We start from the raw sequence: 23,654 nt of genomic DNA, 5'->3' as shown, positions 1-23,654 counted from the left end.
AATGACATTAAAAGCACAGATTAACTATAATTAATTAAAAAAATATTACAATGAACACACGAACAAAAATCACAGTTTTAGCAATGGTAGCTTTATCATTTGCTTTCAGTGGGAAGGTAACTGCACAGATGATGAAAGAAAAAACAGTAATGGTAGGAGGAGCTCCTATGTATCCTTCTAAGAATATTATTGAAAATGCCGTAAATTCTAAAGATCACAAAACGCTAGTTGCTGCGGTAAAAGCTGCAGGATTAGTAGAAACATTAGAAGGAAAAGGGCCCTTCACTGTATTGGCTCCTACTGATGCTGCATTTGCGAAACTTCCGAAAGGAACAGTAGAAACTCTTGTAAAGCCTGAAAATAAAGCAATGCTTACAAGTATATTGACATATCATGTGTTACCAGGAAAATACAGTGCTAAAGAAATTTGGGCTGCCGTGAAAGCAGGAAACGGTAAAAGTATGATGAAAACAGTACAGGGCGAAGAACTTACTTTCTGGACAAAAGGTAAAGATCTTTATATAAAAGATGCAAAAGGAAATAATGCAAAAGTGACTATTGCTGATGTCAATCAATCCAATGGAGTTATTCATGTTATTGACACAGTTCTAATGCCTTAACAACTAAAGAAAAATGAAACAGCATATTCAATATGCTGTTTTTTTATCATGTAATCAAACACTTAAAAATTAACATTATGAAAAACACGGTTCATGTTTCTAATCAAGGAGTAACCCTTGACACCAGCAGAAGAAACTTTTTAAAATTGAGTGGAGTAGGATTGGCCATTGCAGGATTTACAATGATAGGATGTGATAATGACGATGATTTTCAACTGATGGATAATACACCGATTTTTGATCTTGGATCAGGAGATGTAGGGGTATTAAATTATGCTTATGCTCTGGAACAACTGGAAGCTGACTTTTATACTAAAGTAGTCAATAATTTTTATACCGGTATTTCCAGTATTGAAAAAGAGGTTTTTACAGATCTATACCACCACGAAGTCGTCCATAGAGACTTTTTCAAGGCTGCCATTAGCAGTGTTACTCAGAATGTTCTTCCCAAACTGGATTTTCAGTACCCTAATGTAAATTTTAATGACAGAAATTCTGTATTGGCTACAGCAAAAGCATTGGAAGATACAGGAGTGGCAGCATACAACGGTGCCGGAAAATACATCACCAATTCCGCTTATCTTGTGATTGCCGGAAAAATAGTTTCGGTAGAAGCCAGACATGCTTCGGCCATTAGAAACTTAATCAATCCCGGATCTGCAGATTTTTCAGGAGATGACGTAGTGGATGCTAACGGTCTCGACCTTGCCAAAGAGCCTAAAGATATTGTAATGGCAGCAGGTGGATTTATCAAAACACGCTTCACATGGAAAGAAAGAGGCATTAATTAATTATTTATCTTCAAAAACTTATATTATGAATATTCTTAAATTATTAGATAAGCTTTCAAATGATAAATTTTTCACAACGGAAGCCTCAAGATTAGATACGATTACGAATATTTCATTATTCGGTAAAAAAGCAGCTATAGCAGCTGCACCTCTCGGATTGGGCGCCTTAATGACCACTCCGGTAAAAGCAGAAACTACAAACAAACAAGTTACAGGTACGGCTTTAAAAAGTGCTTTAACAGATGCCTTACAACTGGCTCTGACACTGGAATATCTTGAAGACGAGTATTACAGTAAAGGATTATCTACGGCAGGACTGATCCCTAACGCAGACAGAACGGTTTTCATGCAAATCTCAAAACATGAATCAGCACATGTCAGTTTTCTCAAAGGTACACTTACTTCCTTAGGAGTAACTCCGGGAGCTAAACCAACTTTTGATTTTACTGCGAATGGAAATTTTTCACCTTTTACAGATTATAATCAATTTCTTATTCTTTCACAAGCTTTGAAGACACAGGTGTAAGAGCTTATAAGGGACAAGCTGGGAATGTAATGTCAAATAAAGTTGTGCTACAGGCTGCTTTACAAATTCATTCGGTAGAAGCCAGACACGCCTCACAAGTAAGAAGAATGAGAGCCAACAAAGGCTGGATAGAACTTTCTAATGGCGGAAATATGCCTTCAGCAACAGATCCTGTTTATGCTGGAGAAGATAATACCAATCAAGCAGGATACAATACTGCAACCTTATTTGGTGCAGCAGCAGGTTCTGCTGCTTATGATGAAGTGCTAAGCGGTAGTGATGCCCAAGCTATAGCGTCTTTATTTATTGTATAATAACGGCAGAAATTTTAGGATTTGAAAAAGCAACAAATGTTTTTTCTCCACAGATTTCTCTATTTTTTTCATCCTTAAAAATTAAAAGCACCATCGGGTGCTTTTTTGTTATTTAGAATAATAATTTTCATACTGTTCATTGTTGTTTGACAGATATTTCCAATCTGCAATAGTTTTTTATTAAGAAAAACCTAGTCAAAAATGCTTGAGCAGATATAGACAAGCAACGAAACTCCTACACTTCTATAGTATTCATTTTCAGCAAAATACTGATCATGTTTTTATTGAGAAAAAAATAAAAATAATTGGTAATAAGATTTAATACGACAAGTTCTGTCGCTATGCGTCTATATCTTTGTATTAGAGATAAGATACAGAACCCCGGGAAGTTATGTCTTATAAAATCCAATTTTAACCTTAAATTATTATTTTAAATTATGTACAAAAAACAACTAGTAACCATTTTTCTTTTTCTATTTTTCATTTCTTATGCGCAGACGGAATTTATAACGGTGTGGAAGCCTAATATCACTGGTACCATAGATAATGCCATATCTTTTGGCGGTACCGGAACCGACTACACGGTTAGCTGGGAAGAAGTAGGATATCCACAGCATAATGGAATTCTTTCTGTAACCTCTAATAGCAGTAGTTTTACGACTATTTCTTTTGGTACTTCTTTACATACCAATCCAATCCAGGCCACCTACAAAGTGAAAGTATCCAACGGTAATGGATTATTTTATGGATTTAAAGGCAGTGCTTATATGAATGCCATCGGAAATCCGGAACTCTTTGAAGTAAGTCAATGGGGAGATATACTTTGGCTTCAGCAATTTACTCAGGGCTTTGCATATTGTCAAAATCTTAACGTAACGGCTACAGACACCCCTAATTTAAGCCAAATAAACAATGTATCACAAATGTTCTCTAATTGTCCTTCTCTGATTGGAAATGACTCATTTTCTAACTGGAATACAAGTACCATTACGAATATGAATGGTATGTTTAACAAAGCCAAATTGTTTAACCAGAATATTGGAGCCTGGAATACAGCGAAAGTAACCGATTTTCGGGATATGTTTTCTTCAGCTTCAGCTTTTAATCAAAATATTTCTGCCTGGAATACCTCTTCCGGAACCAATTTCATTTCAATGTTCCAGGATGCAGTAGCATTCAACCAGCCATTAAATTCATGGGATACGAGCAATGCAACGAATTTCCGTTATATGTTCTCTAATGCTAAATCCTTTAATCAGCCTCTTAATAATTGGAACACCAGTAAAGTAGTAAGTTTTGGTCAAATGTTTACCGATGCATCATCATTTAATCAGCCTATTGGAAACTGGGATGTTAGTAAAATTGGGGGTGCTGATAGTTTTAGGATGTTTAATGGGGCTACGCTTTTTGATCAGGATATTTCTACCTGGAATATCAGCTTTCAAATGTACCTTCAGCCTATGTATATTTCGGATTTAATAATTCTGGTTTATCATGTATTAATTATAATAAATTTCTAATTGCTCTCACCAATAATCCTACATTATCAAACTTAGGATCCGCAATTGGAGTCATAGAAGCAGCAGGATTAACTTATTCTACAACACAAGCCATTATGGCAAGAGCTCAATTGGTAAACAAAGGTTTTAATATTACCGGAGATACTTATAATGCTAGCTGTAATTCAAATTTAGCAACTGCTGAAACAGTAAAACAGCTTAAAACTCCAGCTTATCCAAATCCAACAACAGGAGTGATCACTATAGAGTCTGCGGCTAACGAAAATGTTTATTTATATGATATCTCGGGTAGAGTTCTTAAAAATATCATTTTAAATAAAGGAAACAACCGTATTAATCTAACAGAATATCCATCAGGAAATTACCTATTAAAAGGCAGTACAGTTTTCACTAAAATAGTTAAGAAATAATAGATTTCCAAAATCCAGCCCCAAAGATAACTTTGGGGCTTTTTATTATGGATATCAATATAATCGCAGACTCATAATAGGAGAGTGCGATCTATATTATAACAGAAGTTTTTTCCTGAAGATTACCCAGATTGGTTACATGAAATTTATAAGATTATCATTCTGACGAATGAAGAATCTCATTATAGTTAGATTCTTCATTTCACTTCGTTACTTTCAGAATGACAGCTCGAGATAACTTTAACGTAAAGTATATATAGTTGCCAAAATTATTTATATTGGTCAATAAATAATTGATCCTAACCGGAACAACATAAAAACCATGAAAAAAATAGTCCTATTTCTAGCATTTGCTTTTGCATTACCATCTTGTAAAAATGAGAAGCAGAAGCCCAAAGAAACTCAAAGTACAGAAATTCAAAAAGTACAGGATAATGACATTACTGTAAATGATTCCCCTCAAAACATTGAAGGAAAGAAAAATCCAATTGACTTTATACCAACAGGCTACGTGATCAACAAATATGAAGGCGGAGTTTCAGCTGAGGGTTGGGACAAAATAAAAGGGGATCTGAACAAAGACGGACTGGAAGATATCGTACTTATCATTAAAGGAACGGATAAAAGTAAAATTATACAGGATGAAAATCGTGGTGAATTAGACCGAAACCGAAGAGGGATTATCGTACTATTAAATAAAGGGGATTATTACCAATTAGCTTCTAAAAATTATACTTGTTTTTCATCTGAAAATGAGGATGGTGGTGTCTATTTTGCGCCTGAACTGAGTGTAAGCATCGAAAAAGGAAACTTGCATATCGATTATGGGCATGGCAGATATGGGAGTTGGGGATACACTTTTAGGTATCAAAATGGAGATATGGAACTCATTGGCTATGATTCATATTCAAGCAGAGGGCCGGTGCCTCAATATGAAGTGAGCATTAATTTTCTGACCAAAAGGAAACTTACTAAAGACAATTTAAATAAAGAAGATGATGGAGACAATTATGAAGTCAAGTACAAAGATACCTGGGAAACTATCAAATCAAACAAACTTATAAAATTATCTGAAATAAAGGATTTTGACGAGCTTGAGCTTAATTAGTATTAGTATACAGAGCATAATAGCCTGAAAAGAAAATAGACAATAACTTTTACAGAATAAAAATAGGAGAGTGCCCAAGATTTTAAATATTGTACTTTACTTGGTTCCTTTTGACATAAAGTAATCTTTATTGTTAACTAAATATAAGCTTTATTATTCATAAGAAATATGGCCATCTGCCCACATGATAATTTCATCCCCATCTTGGAGGATATTCGTCGAATTTGATGTTCCAACAATACAAGGAATATCATATTCTCTTGATAGTATACAAGCGTGTGACAATATCCCACCTTCATCTGTAATGATCCCTTTGCATTTTCTGAATAAGGCTACCATATTAGGTTGCGTCATTTCCGTGACAATTATTTTATCAATGTAATCATGAGGTTCCACCATTGACTTATAATTAATTATCTTCACAATACCATGAACATTTCTATTTAGAGATGGTATTCCAGAAAGGATGCTGTCTAATAATGGTGTGGGTGAATAGTTATTCTCAAATGATTCACCAAAGTAAACGCTCGGTGTCATTTGTTTATTTTTCTTTCTTTTCATTAGCACGCCGAGGCTCCTTTTATCTTTCTCTGCCTGTGATAGCTTAATATTATTTTTGATCAAGGCCACAATGTCATCAGCAAGATAATACTGATATAAATCACTCTGAGATACATTATAGTTTTCATAAATCCACTCCATTAGTTCCAACATGTAAAAATAAACCCCAACCCAACCTTTTTTTACATTCATTCTTTCAATTGATAATTTTTTCAAAAAGATTAAATCACTATCCAGAGTCAATTGAAAATTTTCCTCTTTATCCTTATTCTTATCCTTATCCTTTATTTTATACTGTCTTCTCACTCCTTCTATCATTTCTTTTTTAGTCTTGTAGTTAATAGCAAGATAAGGGTATTTATTTATGTGGTTAAGTATACTGCAATCACTACTGTCATTTAAAGATGAAAGTCTTCTTGCTCACGAAACATTAAGTCATCGTTATCAGCCGATAACAGCCCTGCAATTTCATTATGAGACCACCTTAATAACAACTTCCTTTCAATGATGTCAGTTACGATAGGTTCTGAACGCATATAATATCGGATATATTTACAGTAATGTGATGATAGCATTCTGAAATAATCAGCAGCAGTATCTTTTGAAAATGATTTTGGACGTTCAATAAATTCAATGTGATCAATGTAATCATATTGTTTAGAAAGTACTTTCATTGAATATTTTAGTGCTGAAATGTGGTCATGAAGCCCAATGTAGCAATCAAACACTCCGCTTAAATCTCTGCTATAAATAATTTCCCTATGAAGATAAAGTTCACTACTCCCATTTTCTTCATCTTCACACCTTGTTTTAAAAGCCTGCTCCATTGCCCAAAGTGGTTCGTGTGTTGACCATGCATATCGAAAAGAATCGGATGGGATCACAGTTATAGCTCTACACTGTAATATCCATACTTTTTCGTCATGGTCTATACACCACTCAATATCCACGGCCTTTTTAAAAATCATCTCAAGACGAATTATGTATTCATACAATGTTAATGGGATGTCTTCATTATCTTCATAAGATTTCTTTTTTAAGGAAACCGTTTTGGGGATGATGCTTCCAGACACTATATTCTCGCATCGCCCTTTGTTATATTCAATGTAAATATCATTGTCTCCATTAACTGGATTTATTGAAAAAGCCACTCCAGACATCTTTGCATCAATCTGCTTTTGTACAATCACAGGGATATTTTTGCTCTTTTTAGAATATTCTCTTACGGCTTGAAGAGATATCCCTATTTTATCAGAAGAAACATCTAGCAATGTTTTATAAATACCTGCTGCTGATTTCTTTTTTCCATCTTCTTTATCAGAGCTTGACCTAACTGAAACTTTTCCATGAGATATAAATTTATCATACAATTTTGTAAGCTTTTTATCGGAAAGATTTTCAGCACCGTTAACGACAAATCCTGGTGGAACAGCAATTCCCGCCTTAGCGACTATCATTAAATTAAATGCTTTATTTCCCACTAAAGATTTAGCAGCTTTCTTATATAAATCAATTGCCATATTTGTTTATTGTTGATAATTATTTTAAAATAACACGTTAAATATAGAAATATAATCACCAATAAGAGATTTTTTTATGTTAAATTATAGAATACAGCTTTAGACTTTTCCTGTTTTTCCATTCCCAAGGCTTAGAACTTTTGCATTTTCCTAATACAATATTTTAAAAAGATAATATACGCCAATAGATTGCGTAGTAAGAATATACCTTTGAGAAACTGTTAATAAATACGACACAACATTGATATGAAATTCTCAAGTGATTTAGTCATTTATGATTTAGAAGGAAGCTGTAAAACTTTTGGCAAAAATGAAATAAATGAAACGAATATAATAGAAATAGGGGCTGTAAAATTAGACAAGAAGACTCTTGAAATAAAAAGCGAATTCTCAATTTTAATACGACCAAAACATTTTCCAATTCTACCTGAAATCACGGACATTACAAACATTACCAATGAAATGGTAGAGAATGAAAAGTATTTTGATGAAGCTATTCTCCAATTTTTAGATTGGTATGGAGAAAAGAACAAATCAACGCTAGCAGGTTGGGGGTTGTACTATGATTTACCGCTTTTGAGGAAAGAATTTACAGAATTTGGATTAGATTATAACAAATATTTTGTTGGTGGAGGTTTTGATATCAGAGCATTAGGGGTTTATTGGCTGGCTAAAAAAAACATTTCTACCTCTGGAATTTCATTGGAAAGAGTTTTAGAAAAAATGAATATAAAAGAAGATTTTAAATTTCATAGAGCATTAGACGATGCTAAAGCAACAGCTTTAATACTACAACAGATTCTTAAGGAAAAATAACTATCTAATCCTTATATTCATACAAAAATAACAAACAATTTAAAACGTAATGACAGAAAACTATGAAAAACGAAAATCATTCAAAAGCAAATGAAACATTACTTCATTTAATATGTGGTCTGCCAGGAGCAGGAAAAACAACACTGGCAAAAAAAATTGTCAATAATACGGGAGGAATAATATTTTCTCCTGATGAGTGGATAAAAGATATTTGGGTTGACAAGGCAGAATCCGAAGGCAATGCATATAGAGGTGAAATTGAACAATTACAATGGAAGATGGCAAAAAGAATTCTTCAAAACTCAGTTAATGTTATCATTGAATGGGGAACTTGGGGGAAAAATGAGCGGGAAATTTTAAGAGATGAAGCTTGGGCAATTGGAGTTAAAGTAAAATTATATTATCTAAATGTAAAAAGAGAAGTGCTTAGAGAGAGAATTTTAAAGAGAAATGAAAATATTAATGAGTATGAATTTTTTATCTCCGAAAAAGAGATAGAATCATTTCTAGATAATTGCTTTAACCGTTTTGAGCCACCAACAGAAGAAGAATTGGCGACATACGACTATATTGGACAATAAGATTATTTTAAAGTAACGAATACCTAAATCAAAGAAATGGAGTTCAAGATGAGAAGATTTTGAATCCTGAAATATATTCAATTTAACATAATATAAATTATAGGATAAATATAATCTTATAGAAAAGAGTAGATAACAACCTTACTTATTGTTTTATAAGCCTTTCTAACGTATAATCCAAAGCTTTTCCAGATTCAACTTGTATATCAGGTATTACACCATGTCTGTCATTCTCTGCTGCTCCAATATTAAAATCTATTGTAGATGATATGTTCAGAAATAATTTTGAATTGGGTAATTTTCTTTCTACAACTTCTCCGGGAGAAATTATAAATCCTCCGGTTTCTGAACCTATAATTTTCCCGGCTTTATAAAATTTGAATGCGTTGGCAAAATCTGCCGCAGATGAAAAAGTCTGACCGCTTGTCAGTAGATAAACATTTCCTGTAAAGCGTTCATTCTTATTCTTAGCCTCAATACTATTTTTTGAGTGATCTATAACGCCTACAGTTCCGGATATTCCTCTTAAATAATTTTTTAATTCCGTAGAATCGATTCCTGAGGATTTCCTCAAATATTCTTTACGGATATCGCTGTATTTGACAAGCGTTTTTTCATACTGTGAAAATGGCTTAGATACCAAATATTTTAAAAGTTCATCACCAAGCTCAGAATTTCCACCGCCGTTGTCTCTAATGTCAATGATAAGATTCTGAATGCCTTCAGTTTTTAATTCTGAAAACATTTGCTCTAAAAAAGTTCTGAATTTCTCTATATCAGCAAATTGTCTGAAAGTAAAAGCTGCGTAGTTTTTCTCTTTGGGAATCTCATAATAGTAACTTTTAGTAACTACATTACGGAAATTTATAGGTTTTTTCTCTGATTTTCTTATTAAGGGAATCTTTAATTTCTGCCCCTGATCAAAGGTTATTTCCAGTATATTTCCCCTGATAAAGAACAAATTATAATAGTCATTGAAATAATTTTCACTTAGTTCTAATCTGCTTTTTTTGCTTTCACCGCTGGTATAATGCTGCAATACCTCTAAAATTTTCGTTGAATTTATGCTATTTATATCAGTGATTTTCAGCCCTTTTAAATCGTCTGTAAAAATTTCATTATAACTTGATTTAATCGACTTTACAAAAACACCATCTTCCGAAACTCTCACCGAAAATGGAAAAATAAAGTAATCTGTTTTACCTATATAGTCTGAAATATTCAGTTCAGTATGGCCATCTTCGAGCTTAACCATCACAGGCTGAAATGCTTTATAGAAATCAATAGTGTTTCTTTTTTTCTGTTTTGAAATACTCTTTTCAGCCTTTTCCAGCTCGAAAATGAAATTTCTCCTGGAAATTCTGCTGTAAGGATATACACTTACTTCATCAATACTTTTGATCATAAAATCCACATCCTCATTCACCTGCTTTAGACTCATCTCAGAAGTCTGGGACCAAGCAATACAGGGGAAAATAATGAATGAGTAAAGGATTCTACGAAACATAAGCAGTAAACTTTTAATATATTATGTTAAATTATCAGGCTGGAAGATGGAAGCTGGCAACCTTAAAAATTACTGTAAAAGGTTAAAAAAGAGAACATTATTCCTCAGACACTTTAAGGACTTCCCTCTTCCAACATCAAGCCTGTCCAAAACCCTATTCCCCTAACTTCTCCGTCAAATATTCTGCAACAACTTCCTGAAACTCGGCTTTCGTCATAAACTGATCCAGAAACTCCTCAAGATTGCCTTTATTGTCAAGCTCATCAAAATAAACTTCATGATCCGTACTGTAAACCGTTGGATTAGATTGGTCAGGATCTTCCGTACAGATAAAATAATGATCCGGATATCCGTAGGAATACAATATGCAGAGAAATTCAGGTTTAGAAATCCCTACAACACCTTGTACATAGTCTTCATCAATCAAATCATCAAATTCTTCCTGATCATCTGAACCTTCCTTAAAAGGTGTAAACATCCAATCTTTCACAAAATACTGTCCATACGCCAGATCATGAGCTGAAAAATAATGTGCCAGGAGATTCTCATAGAATGTTTCCTGTTGATTCTGATACAATTCCTTATTCGCTTCATAAAACTGGTCAATCCCATAAACGTCCCAATCCTTATCATACAGATAGTGAGTAAACTTTATCTGTTTCCAATTCTCTGCAAAGCTTTGATTGGCATGTACAGCATCTGTATTCCCGTCTAAAGCTTTGATTTTATTTATAATTTTATCGTTCATCTGTTATTTTTTTATGGTATGGGACGTTAATCCACCTTTCCATAATATATCTACTATTTCTTCCTGACTGTATTCAAAGTAATTTCCATCTTTATCTTTATGAGCCTGAAAAAATTTAATATGATAATCTTTGAAATTAAGTTTTAAAAAATCAGGATAATAATCACTTCCAAAGCATATATAATTGTAAAACATTCCTTTAAAAGACTGATCATCCGGATCGGAAATTTCAAAAGTATTCATTCTTCTTACAATTTCGGTCAATTCATCCTTTGTTATATCCTCTACAATTTGAGGATCAGGCAGACCTATATCAAAAGAAAGATGCTCTGCCCCATCTCCTTCCCACCATTCCCAAAGATTAAACTGAGACATTTCTTTGCCAGTCATTGCCTGAAGCTTGTTTTCCAGCTTTTTATATTCACTATTGTTTTCATCGCCATGTTCCTCACACCAGTCTGCATAATCTAAAACCAATTTTAAAACTTCCGGATACCGTTTTTCAGCAGTTTCAAAATCCGGTTCTATTTCACTTCTTAACTTCATTATTTCTTTTATCTTCAAATATATTATGTTAAATCAAACACCAATAAACCTTTCTCCTTTTACTTTTTCCCACTAAAAATACAAAATCTTGCCACATGACAACCTTTATCTTTTTAAAAGGAGTTAATTTTATTCTAACCAAAAAATAGAATTATATGAAACCTAAAATGATCTGGGCCAATCTGGCAGTTGCCAACCTGGAACGTACCCAAAAGTTTTATGAAGCCATAGGATGCACCCCAAACAATCCTCATACTTCTAATGAATTAGTAAGCTTCTTTTTCGGAGAAAATAATTTTATCATTCATTTCTTTCTGAAAAACATACTCGAAACCAATGTAAAAGGGGTCTCCTTTGGTGATTCCCAAACCTCCAATGAAATTATATTTACCGTTTCAGCAGAAACCAATGAGCAGGTAGACCAATGGGCTGATGAAGTTAAAAAAGCCGGTGGTACCATTGTTTCAGAACCTGAGAGTTTTGGGAACAATTATTATGGTTTTGTCTTTGCAGACCCTGATGGCCATAAATTTAATGTCTTCAAAATGTAAAAAATCCAAAATTTTAACCTAAAATGAAATTCCCCCCATAGATCACCTGCAATTTCAGTCAGATAGCATAGGTACTGGATTAAAAACAGGGCTTATTTGGGCTTCCTATTGCTTTGCTGTATTTTAGGGCTTTTTGCCAGATTTTGTGGGAATTTTTAAAGAAAATACTGTCTTTATGATTTAGTATTTTTTAACGCAAAGTTTTATGATGCTCTTGTATATTTCTAAGGAGGCAAAGATGAAATCAATCAAATTGATTCCTACTAAGCGAACGCATAACCATGCAGCTTCTTCAACGACGAAGTCGCTCTCTTTGCTCACTTAAAATAAAACGGTTCAATAAATTTTCTTTGCGTTAAAAACAACAAATTACATTTTTCTTATACCCAAAGTAACTCCTAACCCTTTAAAACAGACTATAGAATACTATTTATTCATCCCCAAACTGTTATACAACTGTACCTGCCATATTCCCACTACCTCTTTCAACATGACAAAGGTAAATGCAGCATTATAACTGTTAGGAAATATAGTGATTTCAGTATCTATAAAATCTGATGCCTGCGGAACAGGTTTTAATCCAAAAGTCTGAAACAAAGCAAGAGATCTTTTCATGTGAAAACCAGAAGTCACCAGATATAGATTGGAGGTTCCCATCTTTTTCAATATCTCGTTGGAAAATTTTGCATTCTGATAGGTATTCATGCTTTGATCTTCCTTAATAATGTCAGAATCCGGTATCCCCATCTTTTTAAAATCCTCACTGAATAATTCTGCTTCACTGGTATTTCCTCTTCCCTTTCCGGAAATTAATATTGTACAGGATTGATTATTCATTTTGTATTTATGATACAACTGATAGGCGGTCACCATCCTGGAATATGACATGGTGTGTAGTTTCTCTATATCGTCAATATCTACAATCCCTCCACCCAATACTACAATAACAGGATTCTGAGCAGCTGCAGCCTTCATTTCAGGAGTATGGAGATAACTTTTCTGCAGATATCCGGAAATTAATTTACCCAGAAATCCATTTCCTATAAAGATGATTAGAGCAACCACCGATACAAAAATTCCTATTCTCAGGCTCTTATATTTATTCTTCCTTCTCAGCAGAGCAATAATGACTACTGCAAGAAATACTAAAAAATAAGGTTCTGCGAAAAGCTGTAAAACACGGAATAAAAGGTCTAGTAAAAATTTCATCGATGATAATATTGATTAATGCAAAGAAAACATTGAGTTTTCAAAGATAAGGTTATTTCATGACTAGTGCTTTTCTCACTGCATTTCAATGGTTTATTAAAAATGATTTTATTTTTAATAATTTTAGCAAATCAGAATCATTATATACAATGGATTATCAGATATTCCAACCCCATCCGGAGCTGGCTTCACTCATCAAATGCTACTGGACGCTGGACAGTCCCAAAGAAGAGATTCCCCAACCTCAAACCATTGTTCCTGATGGCTGCATGGAAATGATCTTCCATTATGGAGATCTGTACAAACAGTATATTGATGGAAAATCCGTTGTACAGCCAAGATACTGTGTTTTCGGGCAGCTTACTGAACCTTTAAGAATTGAACCTACAGGCATTACCGGAATATTTTCTGTCCGTTTTCATCATGATGGTTTTCTTCCTTTTGCCACCATTCCCATCAAAGAAATGGATGATAAAGCAATTCCCTTAGAAGACCTGTTTGGAGCTGCCGGAAATGAATTGGGAGAAAAAGTCTACCAATCCAACACCATCCAGGAAAAAATAGATCTTGTAGAAACCTTCCTGAGTGAAAGACTGAACACAGAAACCATTGACAAGATTGTACAATCAACCGTAGATATTCTCTTACAGGTCAACGGGCAAATCTCGGTACATGAACTTTCCCAGCAAACTAATATCAACCGCAGACAATTGGAACGCAGGTTCTCTTCAGCGATTGGTATGAGTCCCAAGCAGCTTTCCAAAACCATAAGGCTGCAATCAATACTGAAGCATCTTCTCCATAAAGAATATGTGAATCTTACCACTCTAGCTTACGATGCAGAATATTATGACCAGGCCCATTTTATCAAAGATTTTAAAGAATTTACAGGACTTACTCCAAAGGAATTTTATGGTGATAATCTGCAAATGACCTCTCTTTTTTACGGAAAAGATTCCTGATGTCGCATTTTTACAATTTTGAGACTTTGCTTATCCAGAACTTTGCTGGAATAAAATAATAAGGCAATGAAAACAAAATTAATCATCATCCTAATCGGCAGCCTGCTTATAGGCAGCTGGACTCAAAAACAAGGCGAGATCCAAAAACTGGACTGGCTGCTCGGTACCTGGGAAACCAAAACGCCCAAAGGAAGCCTTTATGAAACCTGGACTCAGAAAAGCAGTACCGAACTTCAGGGAAAAAGCTATTATCTGAAAAATAAAGATACCATTATGTTTGAGTTTGTACAATTGGTAGAAAAAGACAAAAAACTGCATTATATTGTCTCTGTAAAAGGTCAGCATGATGAGCAGCCTGTCGATTTTATTTCAACCTCAAGTTCAAATCCTACTTCATTAATATTTGAAAACCGACAGAATGACTTCCCCCAAACAATTACCTATAAAAAAATCCGTAAAGATTCTTTATTTGCTGAGATCTCAGGTCTTATGAATGGGAAAATGGCCAGACAGGCATTCCCGATGAAGAAAATAAAATAGGTTTATTTCTAAAACAGAAAAATAATACTCCTACTTTCTGAACCATTAAGAATAGAGTAAGTTGTTAAGATAATTAAGGAAAATATCTGAGGATATTTGCAAAGCAAGCTCATCAACTATTTAGCTTTAAATAAAGGGTTTCGGCGGCCTCCGGCCGCCGAAACTATATCCGTCCACCTTCATCAGGCAAGTTCACTTGCCCATCCTTAGCTCCCTAAAAGTATCCAGCCACTATCATAAAACTTTGCGTTAAAACCCACGCAGATCACACAGATTACGCAGATTTTTTTTGCCACGAATGCACTAATAAAAAAGATTTCGTTCATTTTAAAGCCTATACAATGATATCTTATAAAGTTTATAAAAAAGGGGTCTTTATTTACCATAACTAAATATCCTATTCGTGCATTAGTGGCAAATAATATTTTTAGTAGATAAAATGTTTTGTTTACACCTCTTCATAGTTCATCTCCTTTTCTAAAGTAATCTGATTCCTCCGAACCGTCACCACCACATGATCTCCCGGTTCAAAGCCACACTCCAGCAGCCACTTCCCTGCCAGCCGGATTTCCGGGAAGAAAACCAGTCTTCTATAGGCTCTTTCAAATGATTTATGGGAAACCGTAAGGTTACGAATGGAGACAATCTTATATTTGCCCCGAATAATTACTTTTCTCATATCGTTGTTTTTCAACAAAGCAAGAAATATCATGACAGCTATACCAGTTAAAAATGAATATTTTATGCCGTAGAATGGATATTTTAGAAGATAATTTATTTTGAACAGGGGCTTTATTTTTACCTTTTAAAGCTTTATATTTGTTATTATGACTTACACAGATATGCAAAATAAGAAAATACATCAGGGTAGAAATATAAAACGTTTCCGTGAAATGCTGGGCATCAAGCAGGAAGCCCTAGCTTTTGAGTTGGGTGACGATTGGAACCAGAAGAAAGTTTCTCTTTTAGAACAAAAAGAAACCGTAGAATCTGATATTCTGGCGCAGGTAGCAAAGATTTTGAAAGTGCCAGCGGAAGCGATTGAGAATTTTGATGAAGAACAGGCGGTGAATATTATTTCTAATACTTTTAACGACCAATCAAACGGTTATAACTACTATCCTACTTTCAATTTCAACCCTCTTGATAAAATGGTGGAGCTCTACGAGCGTATGCTTGAACAACAGAAAGAGATGATTGAGAAATTAGAAAAACTTATAGAAAAATAAGTAATAAATTTTTCAATATCAGCTATTAAACCATCACTAATAATCAGATATATTCAACAAAGCTTGCCGAGATATTTTATCTACGGCTAGTTTATTATTAAGCAAGAATACTTAATGACAGATTTCGATTTTCATAATCTACTTTTCGATATAGAATTTGAAAAGCTATGTGTAGATATTATTAATATCCGAGATAGTCCAATCAAATTTACAACATACAGACGAGGAAAAGACGGTGGTATTGATTTTAAATCTACTAACACCCAAATAAAGATTATTGGGCAATGTAAATTATATAATCCTGCCAACTACTCTTCATTTTTCACAAGTTTGAAAAATGAAGTAAAAAAATGTATCCGACAAAATCCAGATCGTTATATTCTTTGTACCAATATTACATTAAAGCCAGATTGGGCAACTGAAATTCTTGAGCTTTTTCAAGGATATATCAAAAATGAAGAAGATATTATAGATGGAGCAAAACTTAATAGGTTTCTTCGTGGTGAGCAATATGAAAATAAAAAATATCAACATCTATTAAAAGTTTATTCAAAATTGCTTGTTCCAAACTTACAGTTTATTGAGCGTGAACTAGAAAAAATTGTTGATAAAAAGTATATTAATAAAACAAAATCATTTCTCAAACAGATACAAAAAGAACATAAATTATTTCATAATACTCAAATCTTGAGAAATTGTATAGATATTCTTGAGAAAAACAGAATTATTATTCTTACCGGAAATCCTGGTGTTGGAAAAACTACCACAGCCAAAATGATTGTTAATTATTTTATCAATCAAAAAGTAGAGAATGTACTTTTTCTAACTGGTACTGATTTTGATGAAATCGAAGGTCTTTATCAAGAAAATCAAATTATTGTTGTTGATGATTTTTGGGGGCAAAATTTTAGCCCGAAGCAATGTGATGGTTCTCTACTTCTAGATTTCAATAGAATAATAAATTATTTTAAAGAAAGTGAAAATCGTTATCTTATTCTTACTTCGAGAGAATATATTATTAAAGATGTCTTAAGTCATTCAGAATATAAAACTCAACACATCTTAAATACCGACAGATTTATTGTAAACCTAGATGATTATCATGATGAAGACAAAGTCCGTATTTTTCTCAATCATCTTTTATATTATGACTTTGAAAAATCATTTTTTAATCATTTAAAATATAGTGATACTCTTGAAGAGATTATCAACCATCCTAATTATTCACCTAGGCATATTGAGGAATTTATTGGACGCTTCTTAAATTTTGAAGATCAAGGTCGATTTAATTTTTATTATTCATTTCAGGAATATCTGAACAGTCCTATTGAATATTGGAATAAAAACTTTAATGATTTAAGTGGGACATCTAGACTTATTCTTCTATTATTACTTATATCAAATGATTCAATTGATTTACGAAATTTAGAAAAGTCTTTTAATGCTGTGCAAAGCTTTGTGCGTGAAAGCTTAAATGAGGACATAAAGCCTTTAATATTCAATAAAGAGTTACAAATATTAGAAGATTTTTATATTATTTCAGAAAAGCAATATGATTCTGACCAAATATTTATTCGCTTTCAGAATCCAGGAATAAAAGACTTTCTAATTGAATATCTTAGAAAAGACGGTAAATTATGGATAGAGCCATTAATAAAAAAAGCAATATTTTTTCATCAACTCGATTCTATCTTTGAGATCCAAACCCAAGAAGATGATAAACAAAATATTACATCTGGAAATCCTCTATATGGAAAAAAAATTAATCTTTCTGAAGAGTTAAAAAAAGTATTAAAAACTAAAATACTTAAAGAGTTTAAAGAATTAAATTTTAGTTTTTATGATGATAACTTATCTGAACGCAGCCTTCCCTCAAAGCATAGTGTCGATGAAGCTAAATATCGGAAATTGTTTTTACTTAATAATCTGTTTAATATTTCAAAAGAAGAGAATCTGGATGTACGAAATTTTATAATTGAAGAAGTTAAAGAAGATATAAATTCATATTCATCAATTAGTTGGAAAATAATGACGGAGCGTTCAATAGGTGAATTTTCAAATATAATAAAATTATTAATTCCTTATATAGAGATAGATGCCAGCTATATAATTCATTGTTATTGGGATAATTGTACTTTTATTTATGAATACTATCATCTATTTAAATTAAAAAAGATATTTCCAATAGAGTTTGATGCTTTTTTAAAAAAAAATATTACTGAAATAAAGGAAGATATAAAATATCAAATAATAGATGAAATAGAATATTATAGAGATAATGATATGGAATCTGAGCTTGATACACTTTTAGATTATTACATAGAAGAAATTTGTGCAAAATATAAAATCAGACTTACTTCCAAATTTATTAAAGAGATTGAGGATACAGCAGAACGTGAGATATTTTTACTTTCAAAACCTATAAATAATAAGGAGATAAAGGTTCTGAAAAAAATCAAATCTCAACCTAGATATAAGTTTAAACCTAAAAAATTTGATAATGTTGTAAATGAATATATACTTGATAATTCGGATGAAGATTTTGAGCCAATTAAATATCTTAAAACTATCAAGAATAACAAAAATTAATTAACATACTAAACTTAAATGACGATGAATCTATATCAGCTCCTTTTAAACATAACAAAGATATATTTTCTTTTTTTATTCATTGGTTAGAGCAAGAAGCTATTTCTTTATCTTCTTTTAATAACTATACCCTTCTAGATTCCTTTTTTATTTTTTATTGCAAAAGTAAAAATATTGATTCTATCTTTTTTAAAAACGTTTTCTATGAACTGACAAAAAATAGTTTTAACCATGACTTTTCAATTCCAAAAATTCGGATTGAAAAACTTTTTATTCAATATAATATTCCACATCATGATGTAGAAATATTATCACCAATTATCATTGCTAATAAAAGATGGTATGAATTTTCAGGTTCTGATTTTAAAGTTTATTTTATCAGCGAGCATTTAAATCACATTGAATATGAAGAAGAATTTAAAGAAAAAGTAATTGATTACAGCTTTGAAATACATGATTCACATTTATTACGTTATTTAAGTTATAAAAATACTAATCGCTTAAATAAAATTGTCATAATTCCTGAACTCCAAAGATTCATATCTAATATTGACACTACATCACCAAGAACAATTTTCTCATCATTCTTAAGTTTTTTCAAAATGGAATTTGAAATAGAATGGAATAAACAAGAAAGAAGATTTAGTGAAAGTTCACTAATAGACGATGAATGGTTTATCGTATTAATCATTCAATATTTAAGGATTGATTTTACAACAATTAGCTTGGATGTATATTTTTTAAAAGATTTTTACTCTGAAGAAAATATTAAAAAGTATGGGATTAACATAAAAACACATCCTAAATTTTATAAATATATTATAAATAAACTACCTAAAAGAAATGGCCTTGACTTTCTTACCAAAGAAAGTACTATCTATTTTGATATTAAACTAGATGAGCTAGTTCAGGATGAAGAATTCTATTTAATTCTTCAAGAAGTAGGGATGGAAAATTATATTTTAAACCTTTATGAAAGAATTAAGCAAGCTGTGAATAATCTATTAATTTCTTAAATTCAAAAAAAATCAAAAAAACTTGTGTAGCTAAATAACTACACATATATTTGTAGTCAAATAACTACACAATGAATTTAAGAAGAGATGTATTCCAGGCGATTGCAGACCCTACCAGAAGATCTATATTAATGCTGGTGGCTGCTCAATCCATGACTGCAGGAGCCATTGCTTCCAATTTCGATACAGCAAGACCTACCGTTTCCAAGCATCTTCAGATCCTTACAGAATGTGAACTGTTGAGATCTGAACAAAACGGCCGTGAAATTATTTACCACCTTAATCCCAATAAAATGAAAGAAATAGCCGACTTTATAGAGCCATTCCGCAAAATGTGGGATGAGAAATTCAATAAGCTGGAAAGTGTGATGAAAGCGTACCAAGACTTACATAAGACAGATAGATAATAGACAAAGAGATGAGAGACAATGAGACCAAAGTTTAACTTATCGATTGTTAATAGTCAATTTTGCTTCGTAAGTGAATTGTCAATCATCAGGGAAAGGACAACAACCTTAAATGCCTCCCACTCTAATACTCTAATACTCTAATACTCTCAAACCCCAAAACACCAAACTCAAAATATGGAACTAAAAACAAAAATCCAGGCAGAAGATGGCAAACAGGAAATCTTCATCATCAGAGAATTTGATCTTCCTGTAGAACTGCTTTTCAAGGCGTATACAGAAGCTGAACTTTTTGAACAATGGATGGGAACCAAAGTAACGAAATTTGAAAACCAACCCCATGGAAGTTACCGTTTCGAAACTTCAAATCCGCAGGGAGAAGTAATGTTTAGTGCTAACGGAACGATTCATGACATTGTTGAAAATGAAAAAATTATAAGAACATTCCAGATGGAAAACACTCCTTTTCCGGTTCAGATCGAGTTTTTAGCATTTGAAAAACTAACGGATACCACCAGTAAAATCACAATCCAGACGATATACAAATCCGTAGACTTCAGAGATCAGCACCTGAAAATGCCTTTTGCACAGGGAATTAATAGGGCGCATGATCGTTTGCAGGAGCTGTTTAGAGACCGATAGATAATAGACGAAGAGATGAGAGACGATGATGTCATAGTTAACTTGTGTATGTCAATAGTGAATTTTGCTTCGCAAGTGAATCGTCAATTATCAGTGAAAGAATAACAACCTTGAACTTTAAACATCAAACTTTGAACATTATCACGCTCCCACTCTAATACTCTAATACTCTAATACTCTCAAACCCTATAACCCTAAAACCCAACTCCATGAATCCAAAAGTTAATTTTTTCTTCGAAAACGCCACACAGTGGAAAGAAGAATTTGAAGCATTAAGAACCATTGCTCTAAGTACCGAATTGGTGGAAGATTTAAAATGGGGCTGCCCGTGTTATACCTATGAAAGGAAAAATATATTTTTAATTCACGGATTTAAAGAATATTGCGCCCTACTCTTTTTTAAAGGCGCTTTGATGAAAGATCCCGACCAGATTCTTATTCAGCAGTCTGAAAATGTGCAGGCGGCAAGACAGATCCGTTTTACAGAAGTACAGCAGATCCATGATCTGGAAAAGGAACTTCGGGCGTATATGTTTGAAGCGGTTGAAATTGAAGAATCCGGAGTGAAGGTTGAAATGAAGAAAACCAAAGATTTTGAAATGGTTGAAGAGTTTCAAAACAGACTGGATCAGGATGCTGTATTAAAAGAAGCTTTTGAAGCCTTAACACCAGGCCGTCAAAGAGCTTACCTACTCCACTTTTCCTCTGCCAAACTATCCAAAACCAGGGAAGCAAGAATCGAAAAATGCATTCCTCAGATCCTCGAAGGAAAAGGCCTTAACGACTAATCACAAAAAAAAATTACTATGGAAACATCAAACAAATCAGAAAAAAGAAAAAGAATCATTTATTGGATTTTCACCCTCTGGATGGCTTTAGGTATGATCTCAACAGCCATTGTTCAGCTTATGAAAAATAAGGATGAGCTTGCCAATTTTACTACCCTTGGTTATCCGGCTTACCTTATGACCATCATCGGAGTATGGAAAATTTTGGGAGTCATTGCCATTCTCATCCCGAAACAATTACTATTGAAAGAATGGGCTTATGCAGGATTTTTCTTCGTGATGTCCGGAGCTGTTATATCTCATCTTATTGTTGGCGATACTGCCGGAAGAACTTTCCCTGCTGTATTGCTGTTTGTGCTGGTTATTATTTCATGGTATTTCAGACCTGCCAACAGAAAAATCTCTCTCAACAACACCTAACACACAATTAAAAATTTTATGAAGATAATTGCATTGATTTTGTTGGAATATCGCTAAGATTTCTATGTTAATAAGCAAGTATTATGAGTGTTTTTTATTGATAAAAATTCTTCTTTAGGAAAAAATGGCTGTTTCGTTTGATTACGGCCATTATCCTATGTACTAATTTATTTCTTATAGCATTAAGAATGCTCATTTTATTTTTACCCTCTTCTACTTTTCTCAGAAAAATAGGTCTTTAATTCCTTGTCTGTTCTTATACTTGCCATGGCAGATAAATGGAGCAGCTTTTTTTTCAGTTTTTTTGATTCGCCATTTTTCGATACACGTTCTTTTTTTCACAATGGTTCCTGATTGATTTTTTTGAACGGAACAACTCCCGCATAACAAGCCAGATGTTTAGCGTTATCAAACGATTTGAAGTTATTGGTAATGATGATTAAATTAAGAGCACATTGAGTTCCGATTCCAGGAATTGAGGTCAAAAAGTTCTTTGTTTTTCCTTAATCTCATCTCGGATCTCCATGAGTTCTGAAAGCTCATTTTTCTATTGCTTTTTATTGACGTTGTCAGAGTTTTTCAGCGTTTTTTTGAAAAAGGCTTGGGTCAATAGCTTAAAACACATACAAATCGTGGCTTTTTAGCTTCCCTTAATTGATTTTCCAAAGCTGTTTTTTTGCAACAGTAAAGTATCACGGGATTTTGCCAGTACATTCATTTGTTGTATAACTTCATCTGGTTCCTGATAAAACATTGCTTTATCATAATAACGCAGAGCATATTCTGCAATTCTTCTGGCATCTTTTCTGTCGTCTTTTCCTCTTAAATCACTTGCTGCTTTTTTGATTTTCATTGGGTGTTCTACCCAAAGAAAATACCCTAATTTTGAACAGAATTTTTCCAATGGCCGATTATAAATCCCAGTATTTTCGCAGCAAATCAAAAGATCTTCTTTTGTTATTTTTAGCATTCTTAAAATATCTTTCAAAAAAGAAGCAATTCCTTTCTCTGTGTTGGGAATAATCAACTCGCATTGGATCTTATACTCAGAATCCATTACTGCACAATCTAATTTTGATTTGGAAATATCAATTCCGATAATGTACTTTTGTTTCATAACTTTTTGGGTTATCATCCACATTGAAAGTCTTGTCTAAGTCCTTGATAATAGGTCTAAAGCCTAAATTTCTATTATGACCTTACTTTCAAAGAAGCAGGGTCCATAATCTTTGCATAGGTCTAGCATCCTCTGGCGCAAACTGATTCACCCTGTTTCTTGTGGATTAATTAATACTATAAAACTAATAATGAAATCATTAAAAAAATATAGTACAAACTAAAGGACGCTAAGAATTAAAACGTAATGCTGTTTTTAAGGCGCAAGAAAATCTAAGATTTTCAACAAATATGAAATGAAAGTATGTAGCATTCAATTTTATCGGAGATAAAATCCTTGCGCCTTAAAAATTCTCAGCTTCCAAAACCTCTTGCGCCTTTGCGATTTCCAACAACAAAAAACAATTCATTCAAAAGAACAAACAGTAAAAAAGAATGGGCTTATGTTGGATTTTTCTTTGTAATCTCCGGAGCAGTACACACAATTAAAAATTTTATGCAGATAATTATTAATTTTGTTGGAATATCGCTAAGACGCTAAGAATTAAAACCTAATGTTGTTTTTAAGGCGCAAGAAAATCTAAGATTTTCAGCAAATATGAGATAAAAGCATGTAG

26 protein-coding genes and 1 pseudogene are annotated in these 23,654 nt (G+C 32.9%); 18 read left to right on the top strand and 9 right to left on the bottom strand.

Features of this window, described 5'->3' with window-relative positions; genetic code table 11:
* The first annotated feature begins 50 nt into the window (after positions 1-50).
* The 6 genes and pseudogenes from QWZ06_RS12735 to QWZ06_RS12710 all read left to right on the top strand — a co-directional run bounded on the left by QWZ06_RS12735 (position 51) and on the right by QWZ06_RS12710 (position 5,289).
* A complete protein-coding gene (locus QWZ06_RS12735) occupies positions 51-620 on the top strand; it encodes a fasciclin domain-containing protein (RefSeq protein WP_290298504.1) in 570 nt (189 codons plus the stop codon).
* A gap of 77 nt (positions 621-697) precedes the next feature.
* Positions 698-1,411: a ferritin-like domain-containing protein gene (locus tag QWZ06_RS12730; RefSeq protein ID WP_290298502.1), complete on the top strand. Its 714-nt coding sequence runs from the start codon at positions 698-700 to the stop codon at positions 1,409-1,411.
* Positions 1,412-1,436: 25 nt separating this feature from the next.
* Positions 1,437-2,251: pseudogene (locus QWZ06_RS12725) on the top strand (ferritin-like domain-containing protein).
* Between the two features lie 437 nt (positions 2,252-2,688).
* Positions 2,689-3,771 (top strand): BspA family leucine-rich repeat surface protein, encoded by a 1,083-nt coding sequence (locus QWZ06_RS12720; RefSeq protein WP_290298500.1) that lies wholly within the window; start codon positions 2,689-2,691, stop codon positions 3,769-3,771.
* A gap of 95 nt (positions 3,772-3,866) precedes the next feature.
* Positions 3,867-4,181: a T9SS type A sorting domain-containing protein gene (locus QWZ06_RS12715; protein WP_290298499.1), complete on the top strand. Its 315-nt coding sequence runs from the start codon at positions 3,867-3,869 to the stop codon at positions 4,179-4,181.
* A 322-nt stretch (positions 4,182-4,503) separates the two neighbouring features.
* A complete protein-coding gene (locus tag QWZ06_RS12710; protein WP_290298497.1) occupies positions 4,504-5,289 on the top strand; it encodes a hypothetical protein in 786 nt (261 codons plus the stop codon).
* A 153-nt stretch (positions 5,290-5,442) separates the two neighbouring features.
* Here QWZ06_RS12710 and QWZ06_RS12705 read toward each other — a convergent pair whose 3' ends face one another.
* Together QWZ06_RS12705 and QWZ06_RS12700 are read right to left on the bottom strand one after the other, a co-directional pair.
* A complete protein-coding gene (locus tag QWZ06_RS12705; protein ID WP_290298496.1) occupies positions 5,443-6,168 on the bottom strand; it encodes a PEP-utilizing enzyme in 726 nt (241 codons plus the stop codon).
* An 80-nt stretch (positions 6,169-6,248) separates the two neighbouring features.
* The gene (locus tag QWZ06_RS12700) at positions 6,249-7,370 is read right to left on the bottom strand and encodes a PEP/pyruvate-binding domain-containing protein (RefSeq protein WP_290298495.1); all 1,122 of its coding nucleotides are present in this window, start codon (positions 7,368-7,370) and stop codon (positions 6,249-6,251) included.
* 246 nt (positions 7,371-7,616) lie between these two features.
* On the opposite strand from QWZ06_RS12700, the gene QWZ06_RS12695 reads away from it, so the two are divergent.
* Entirely contained in the window at positions 7,617-8,186 is a 570-nt protein-coding gene (locus tag QWZ06_RS12695) for a 3'-5' exonuclease (RefSeq protein WP_290298494.1), read from the top strand.
* A gap of 62 nt (positions 8,187-8,248) precedes the next feature.
* Positions 8,249-8,767 carry a P-loop nucleotide/nucleoside kinase family protein gene (locus QWZ06_RS12690; RefSeq protein WP_290298493.1) on the top strand — a complete coding sequence of 173 codons (519 nt, stop codon included), beginning with the start codon at positions 8,249-8,251 and terminating at the stop codon, positions 8,765-8,767.
* A gap of 145 nt (positions 8,768-8,912) precedes the next feature.
* Here the strand turns inward: QWZ06_RS12690 and QWZ06_RS12685 are convergent, their stop codons facing one another.
* The 3 genes from QWZ06_RS12685 to QWZ06_RS12675 form a co-directional block, all read right to left on the bottom strand.
* A complete protein-coding gene (locus QWZ06_RS12685) occupies positions 8,913-10,274 on the bottom strand; it encodes a S41 family peptidase (RefSeq protein WP_290298491.1) in 1,362 nt (453 codons plus the stop codon).
* Positions 10,275-10,428: 154 nt separating this feature from the next.
* Positions 10,429-11,022: a hypothetical protein gene (locus QWZ06_RS12680; RefSeq protein ID WP_290298489.1), complete on the bottom strand. Its 594-nt coding sequence runs from the start codon at positions 11,020-11,022 to the stop codon at positions 10,429-10,431.
* A gap of 3 nt (positions 11,023-11,025) precedes the next feature.
* Positions 11,026-11,568, bottom strand: coding sequence for a hypothetical protein (locus QWZ06_RS12675; protein WP_290298488.1), 543 nt, complete (start codon positions 11,566-11,568; stop codon positions 11,026-11,028).
* A gap of 155 nt (positions 11,569-11,723) precedes the next feature.
* Here QWZ06_RS12675 and QWZ06_RS12670 point away from each other — a divergent pair, with 155 nt between their 5' ends.
* Positions 11,724-12,119 carry a VOC family protein gene (locus QWZ06_RS12670; protein WP_290298487.1) on the top strand — a complete coding sequence of 132 codons (396 nt, stop codon included), beginning with the start codon at positions 11,724-11,726 and terminating at the stop codon, positions 12,117-12,119.
* A 426-nt stretch (positions 12,120-12,545) separates the two neighbouring features.
* On the opposite strand, the gene QWZ06_RS12665 is transcribed toward QWZ06_RS12670, so the two are convergent.
* A complete protein-coding gene (locus QWZ06_RS12665; protein ID WP_290298486.1) occupies positions 12,546-13,328 on the bottom strand; it encodes a YdcF family protein in 783 nt (260 codons plus the stop codon).
* Positions 13,329-13,477: 149 nt separating this feature from the next.
* Here QWZ06_RS12665 and QWZ06_RS12660 point away from each other — a divergent pair, with 149 nt between their 5' ends.
* Positions 13,478-14,290, top strand: coding sequence for a helix-turn-helix domain-containing protein (locus QWZ06_RS12660; protein WP_290298485.1), 813 nt, complete (start codon positions 13,478-13,480; stop codon positions 14,288-14,290).
* A gap of 66 nt (positions 14,291-14,356) precedes the next feature.
* Positions 14,357-14,830, top strand: a complete 474-nt coding sequence (locus QWZ06_RS12655) for a DUF6265 family protein (protein WP_290298483.1) — start codon at positions 14,357-14,359, stop codon at positions 14,828-14,830.
* Between the two features lie 448 nt (positions 14,831-15,278).
* On the opposite strand, the gene QWZ06_RS12650 is transcribed toward QWZ06_RS12655, so the two are convergent.
* Complete coding sequence (locus tag QWZ06_RS12650; RefSeq protein ID WP_164466519.1) at positions 15,279-15,509, bottom strand: SymE family type I addiction module toxin; 231 nt, start codon at positions 15,507-15,509, stop codon at positions 15,279-15,281.
* A 148-nt stretch (positions 15,510-15,657) separates the two neighbouring features.
* Here QWZ06_RS12650 and QWZ06_RS12645 point away from each other — a divergent pair, with 148 nt between their 5' ends.
* The 7 genes from QWZ06_RS12645 (at position 15,658) to QWZ06_RS12615 (ending at position 21,921) form a co-directional block, all read left to right on the top strand.
* Positions 15,658-16,059, top strand: coding sequence for a helix-turn-helix transcriptional regulator (locus tag QWZ06_RS12645; protein WP_290298480.1), 402 nt, complete (start codon positions 15,658-15,660; stop codon positions 16,057-16,059).
* A gap of 114 nt (positions 16,060-16,173) precedes the next feature.
* Positions 16,174-18,648, top strand: a complete 2,475-nt coding sequence (locus QWZ06_RS12640) for an nSTAND3 domain-containing NTPase (RefSeq protein WP_290298479.1) — start codon at positions 16,174-16,176, stop codon at positions 18,646-18,648.
* Positions 18,649-19,250: 602 nt separating this feature from the next.
* Positions 19,251-19,664: a hypothetical protein gene (locus QWZ06_RS12635; protein ID WP_290298477.1), complete on the top strand. Its 414-nt coding sequence runs from the start codon at positions 19,251-19,253 to the stop codon at positions 19,662-19,664.
* A 71-nt stretch (positions 19,665-19,735) separates the two neighbouring features.
* Positions 19,736-20,071: an ArsR/SmtB family transcription factor gene (locus tag QWZ06_RS12630; RefSeq protein ID WP_290298475.1), complete on the top strand. Its 336-nt coding sequence runs from the start codon at positions 19,736-19,738 to the stop codon at positions 20,069-20,071.
* 177 nt (positions 20,072-20,248) lie between these two features.
* Complete coding sequence (locus QWZ06_RS12625; protein ID WP_290298474.1) at positions 20,249-20,713, top strand: SRPBCC domain-containing protein; 465 nt, start codon at positions 20,249-20,251, stop codon at positions 20,711-20,713.
* A 209-nt stretch (positions 20,714-20,922) separates the two neighbouring features.
* Positions 20,923-21,501, top strand: a complete 579-nt coding sequence (locus tag QWZ06_RS12620) for a YdeI/OmpD-associated family protein (RefSeq protein ID WP_290298472.1) — start codon at positions 20,923-20,925, stop codon at positions 21,499-21,501.
* Between the two features lie 18 nt (positions 21,502-21,519).
* Positions 21,520-21,921 (top strand): DoxX family protein, encoded by a 402-nt coding sequence (locus QWZ06_RS12615; RefSeq protein WP_290298471.1) that lies wholly within the window; start codon positions 21,520-21,522, stop codon positions 21,919-21,921.
* A 338-nt stretch (positions 21,922-22,259) separates the two neighbouring features.
* On the opposite strand, the gene QWZ06_RS12610 is transcribed toward QWZ06_RS12615, so the two are convergent.
* Both QWZ06_RS12610 and QWZ06_RS12605 read right to left on the bottom strand, forming a co-directional pair.
* Complete coding sequence (locus tag QWZ06_RS12610) at positions 22,260-22,406, bottom strand: transposase (protein WP_290298470.1); 147 nt, start codon at positions 22,404-22,406, stop codon at positions 22,260-22,262.
* Between the two features lie 155 nt (positions 22,407-22,561).
* Positions 22,562-23,038, bottom strand: a complete 477-nt coding sequence (locus QWZ06_RS12605; RefSeq protein WP_290298469.1) for an IS110 family transposase — start codon at positions 23,036-23,038, stop codon at positions 22,562-22,564.
* Positions 23,039-23,654: the final 616 nt, after the last annotated feature.

Origin of the sequence: Chryseobacterium tructae, from assembly GCF_030409875.1 — a bacterium.
Lineage (GTDB): Bacteria > Bacteroidota > Bacteroidia > Flavobacteriales > Weeksellaceae > Chryseobacterium > Chryseobacterium tructae.
Note: the sequence above shows the minus strand (reverse complement) of the source record. Positions and strands in the feature narration are given on the sequence as shown.

Coding starts and splice junctions, on each gene's coding strand:
- QWZ06_RS12645 (WP_290298480.1), top strand. CDS start 15,658: ATGACTTACACAGATATGCAAAATAAGAAAATACATCAGGGTAGAAAT.
- QWZ06_RS12650 (WP_164466519.1), bottom strand. CDS start 15,509: ATGAGAAAAGTAATTATTCGGGGCAAATATAAGATTGTCTCCATTCGT.
- QWZ06_RS12615 (WP_290298471.1), top strand. CDS start 21,520: ATGGAAACATCAAACAAATCAGAAAAAAGAAAAAGAATCATTTATTGG.
- QWZ06_RS12690 (WP_290298493.1), top strand. CDS start 8,249: ATGAAAAACGAAAATCATTCAAAAGCAAATGAAACATTACTTCATTTA.
- QWZ06_RS12685 (WP_290298491.1), bottom strand. CDS start 10,274: ATGTTTCGTAGAATCCTTTACTCATTCATTATTTTCCCCTGTATTGCT.
- QWZ06_RS12670 (WP_290298487.1), top strand. CDS start 11,724: ATGAAACCTAAAATGATCTGGGCCAATCTGGCAGTTGCCAACCTGGAA.
- QWZ06_RS12715 (WP_290298499.1), top strand. CDS start 3,867: ATGGCAAGAGCTCAATTGGTAAACAAAGGTTTTAATATTACCGGAGAT.
- QWZ06_RS12660 (WP_290298485.1), top strand. CDS start 13,478: ATGGATTATCAGATATTCCAACCCCATCCGGAGCTGGCTTCACTCATC.
- QWZ06_RS12665 (WP_290298486.1), bottom strand. CDS start 13,328: ATGAAATTTTTACTAGACCTTTTATTCCGTGTTTTACAGCTTTTCGCA.
- QWZ06_RS12675 (WP_290298488.1), bottom strand. CDS start 11,568: ATGAAGTTAAGAAGTGAAATAGAACCGGATTTTGAAACTGCTGAAAAA.
- QWZ06_RS12705 (WP_290298496.1), bottom strand. CDS start 6,168: ATGATAGAAGGAGTGAGAAGACAGTATAAAATAAAGGATAAGGATAAG.
- QWZ06_RS12655 (WP_290298483.1), top strand. CDS start 14,357: ATGAAAACAAAATTAATCATCATCCTAATCGGCAGCCTGCTTATAGGC.
- QWZ06_RS12640 (WP_290298479.1), top strand. CDS start 16,174: ATGACAGATTTCGATTTTCATAATCTACTTTTCGATATAGAATTTGAA.
- QWZ06_RS12625 (WP_290298474.1), top strand. CDS start 20,249: ATGGAACTAAAAACAAAAATCCAGGCAGAAGATGGCAAACAGGAAATC.
- QWZ06_RS12735 (WP_290298504.1), top strand. CDS start 51: ATGAACACACGAACAAAAATCACAGTTTTAGCAATGGTAGCTTTATCA.
- QWZ06_RS12635 (WP_290298477.1), top strand. CDS start 19,251: ATGGAATTTGAAATAGAATGGAATAAACAAGAAAGAAGATTTAGTGAA.
- QWZ06_RS12730 (WP_290298502.1), top strand. CDS start 698: ATGAAAAACACGGTTCATGTTTCTAATCAAGGAGTAACCCTTGACACC.
- QWZ06_RS12620 (WP_290298472.1), top strand. CDS start 20,923: ATGAATCCAAAAGTTAATTTTTTCTTCGAAAACGCCACACAGTGGAAA.
- QWZ06_RS12680 (WP_290298489.1), bottom strand. CDS start 11,022: ATGAACGATAAAATTATAAATAAAATCAAAGCTTTAGACGGGAATACA.
- QWZ06_RS12720 (WP_290298500.1), top strand. CDS start 2,689: ATGTACAAAAAACAACTAGTAACCATTTTTCTTTTTCTATTTTTCATT.
- QWZ06_RS12605 (WP_290298469.1), bottom strand. CDS start 23,038: ATGAAACAAAAGTACATTATCGGAATTGATATTTCCAAATCAAAATTA.
- QWZ06_RS12710 (WP_290298497.1), top strand. CDS start 4,504: ATGAAAAAAATAGTCCTATTTCTAGCATTTGCTTTTGCATTACCATCT.
- QWZ06_RS12700 (WP_290298495.1), bottom strand. CDS start 7,370: ATGGCAATTGATTTATATAAGAAAGCTGCTAAATCTTTAGTGGGAAAT.
- QWZ06_RS12630 (WP_290298475.1), top strand. CDS start 19,736: ATGAATTTAAGAAGAGATGTATTCCAGGCGATTGCAGACCCTACCAGA.
- QWZ06_RS12695 (WP_290298494.1), top strand. CDS start 7,617: ATGAAATTCTCAAGTGATTTAGTCATTTATGATTTAGAAGGAAGCTGT.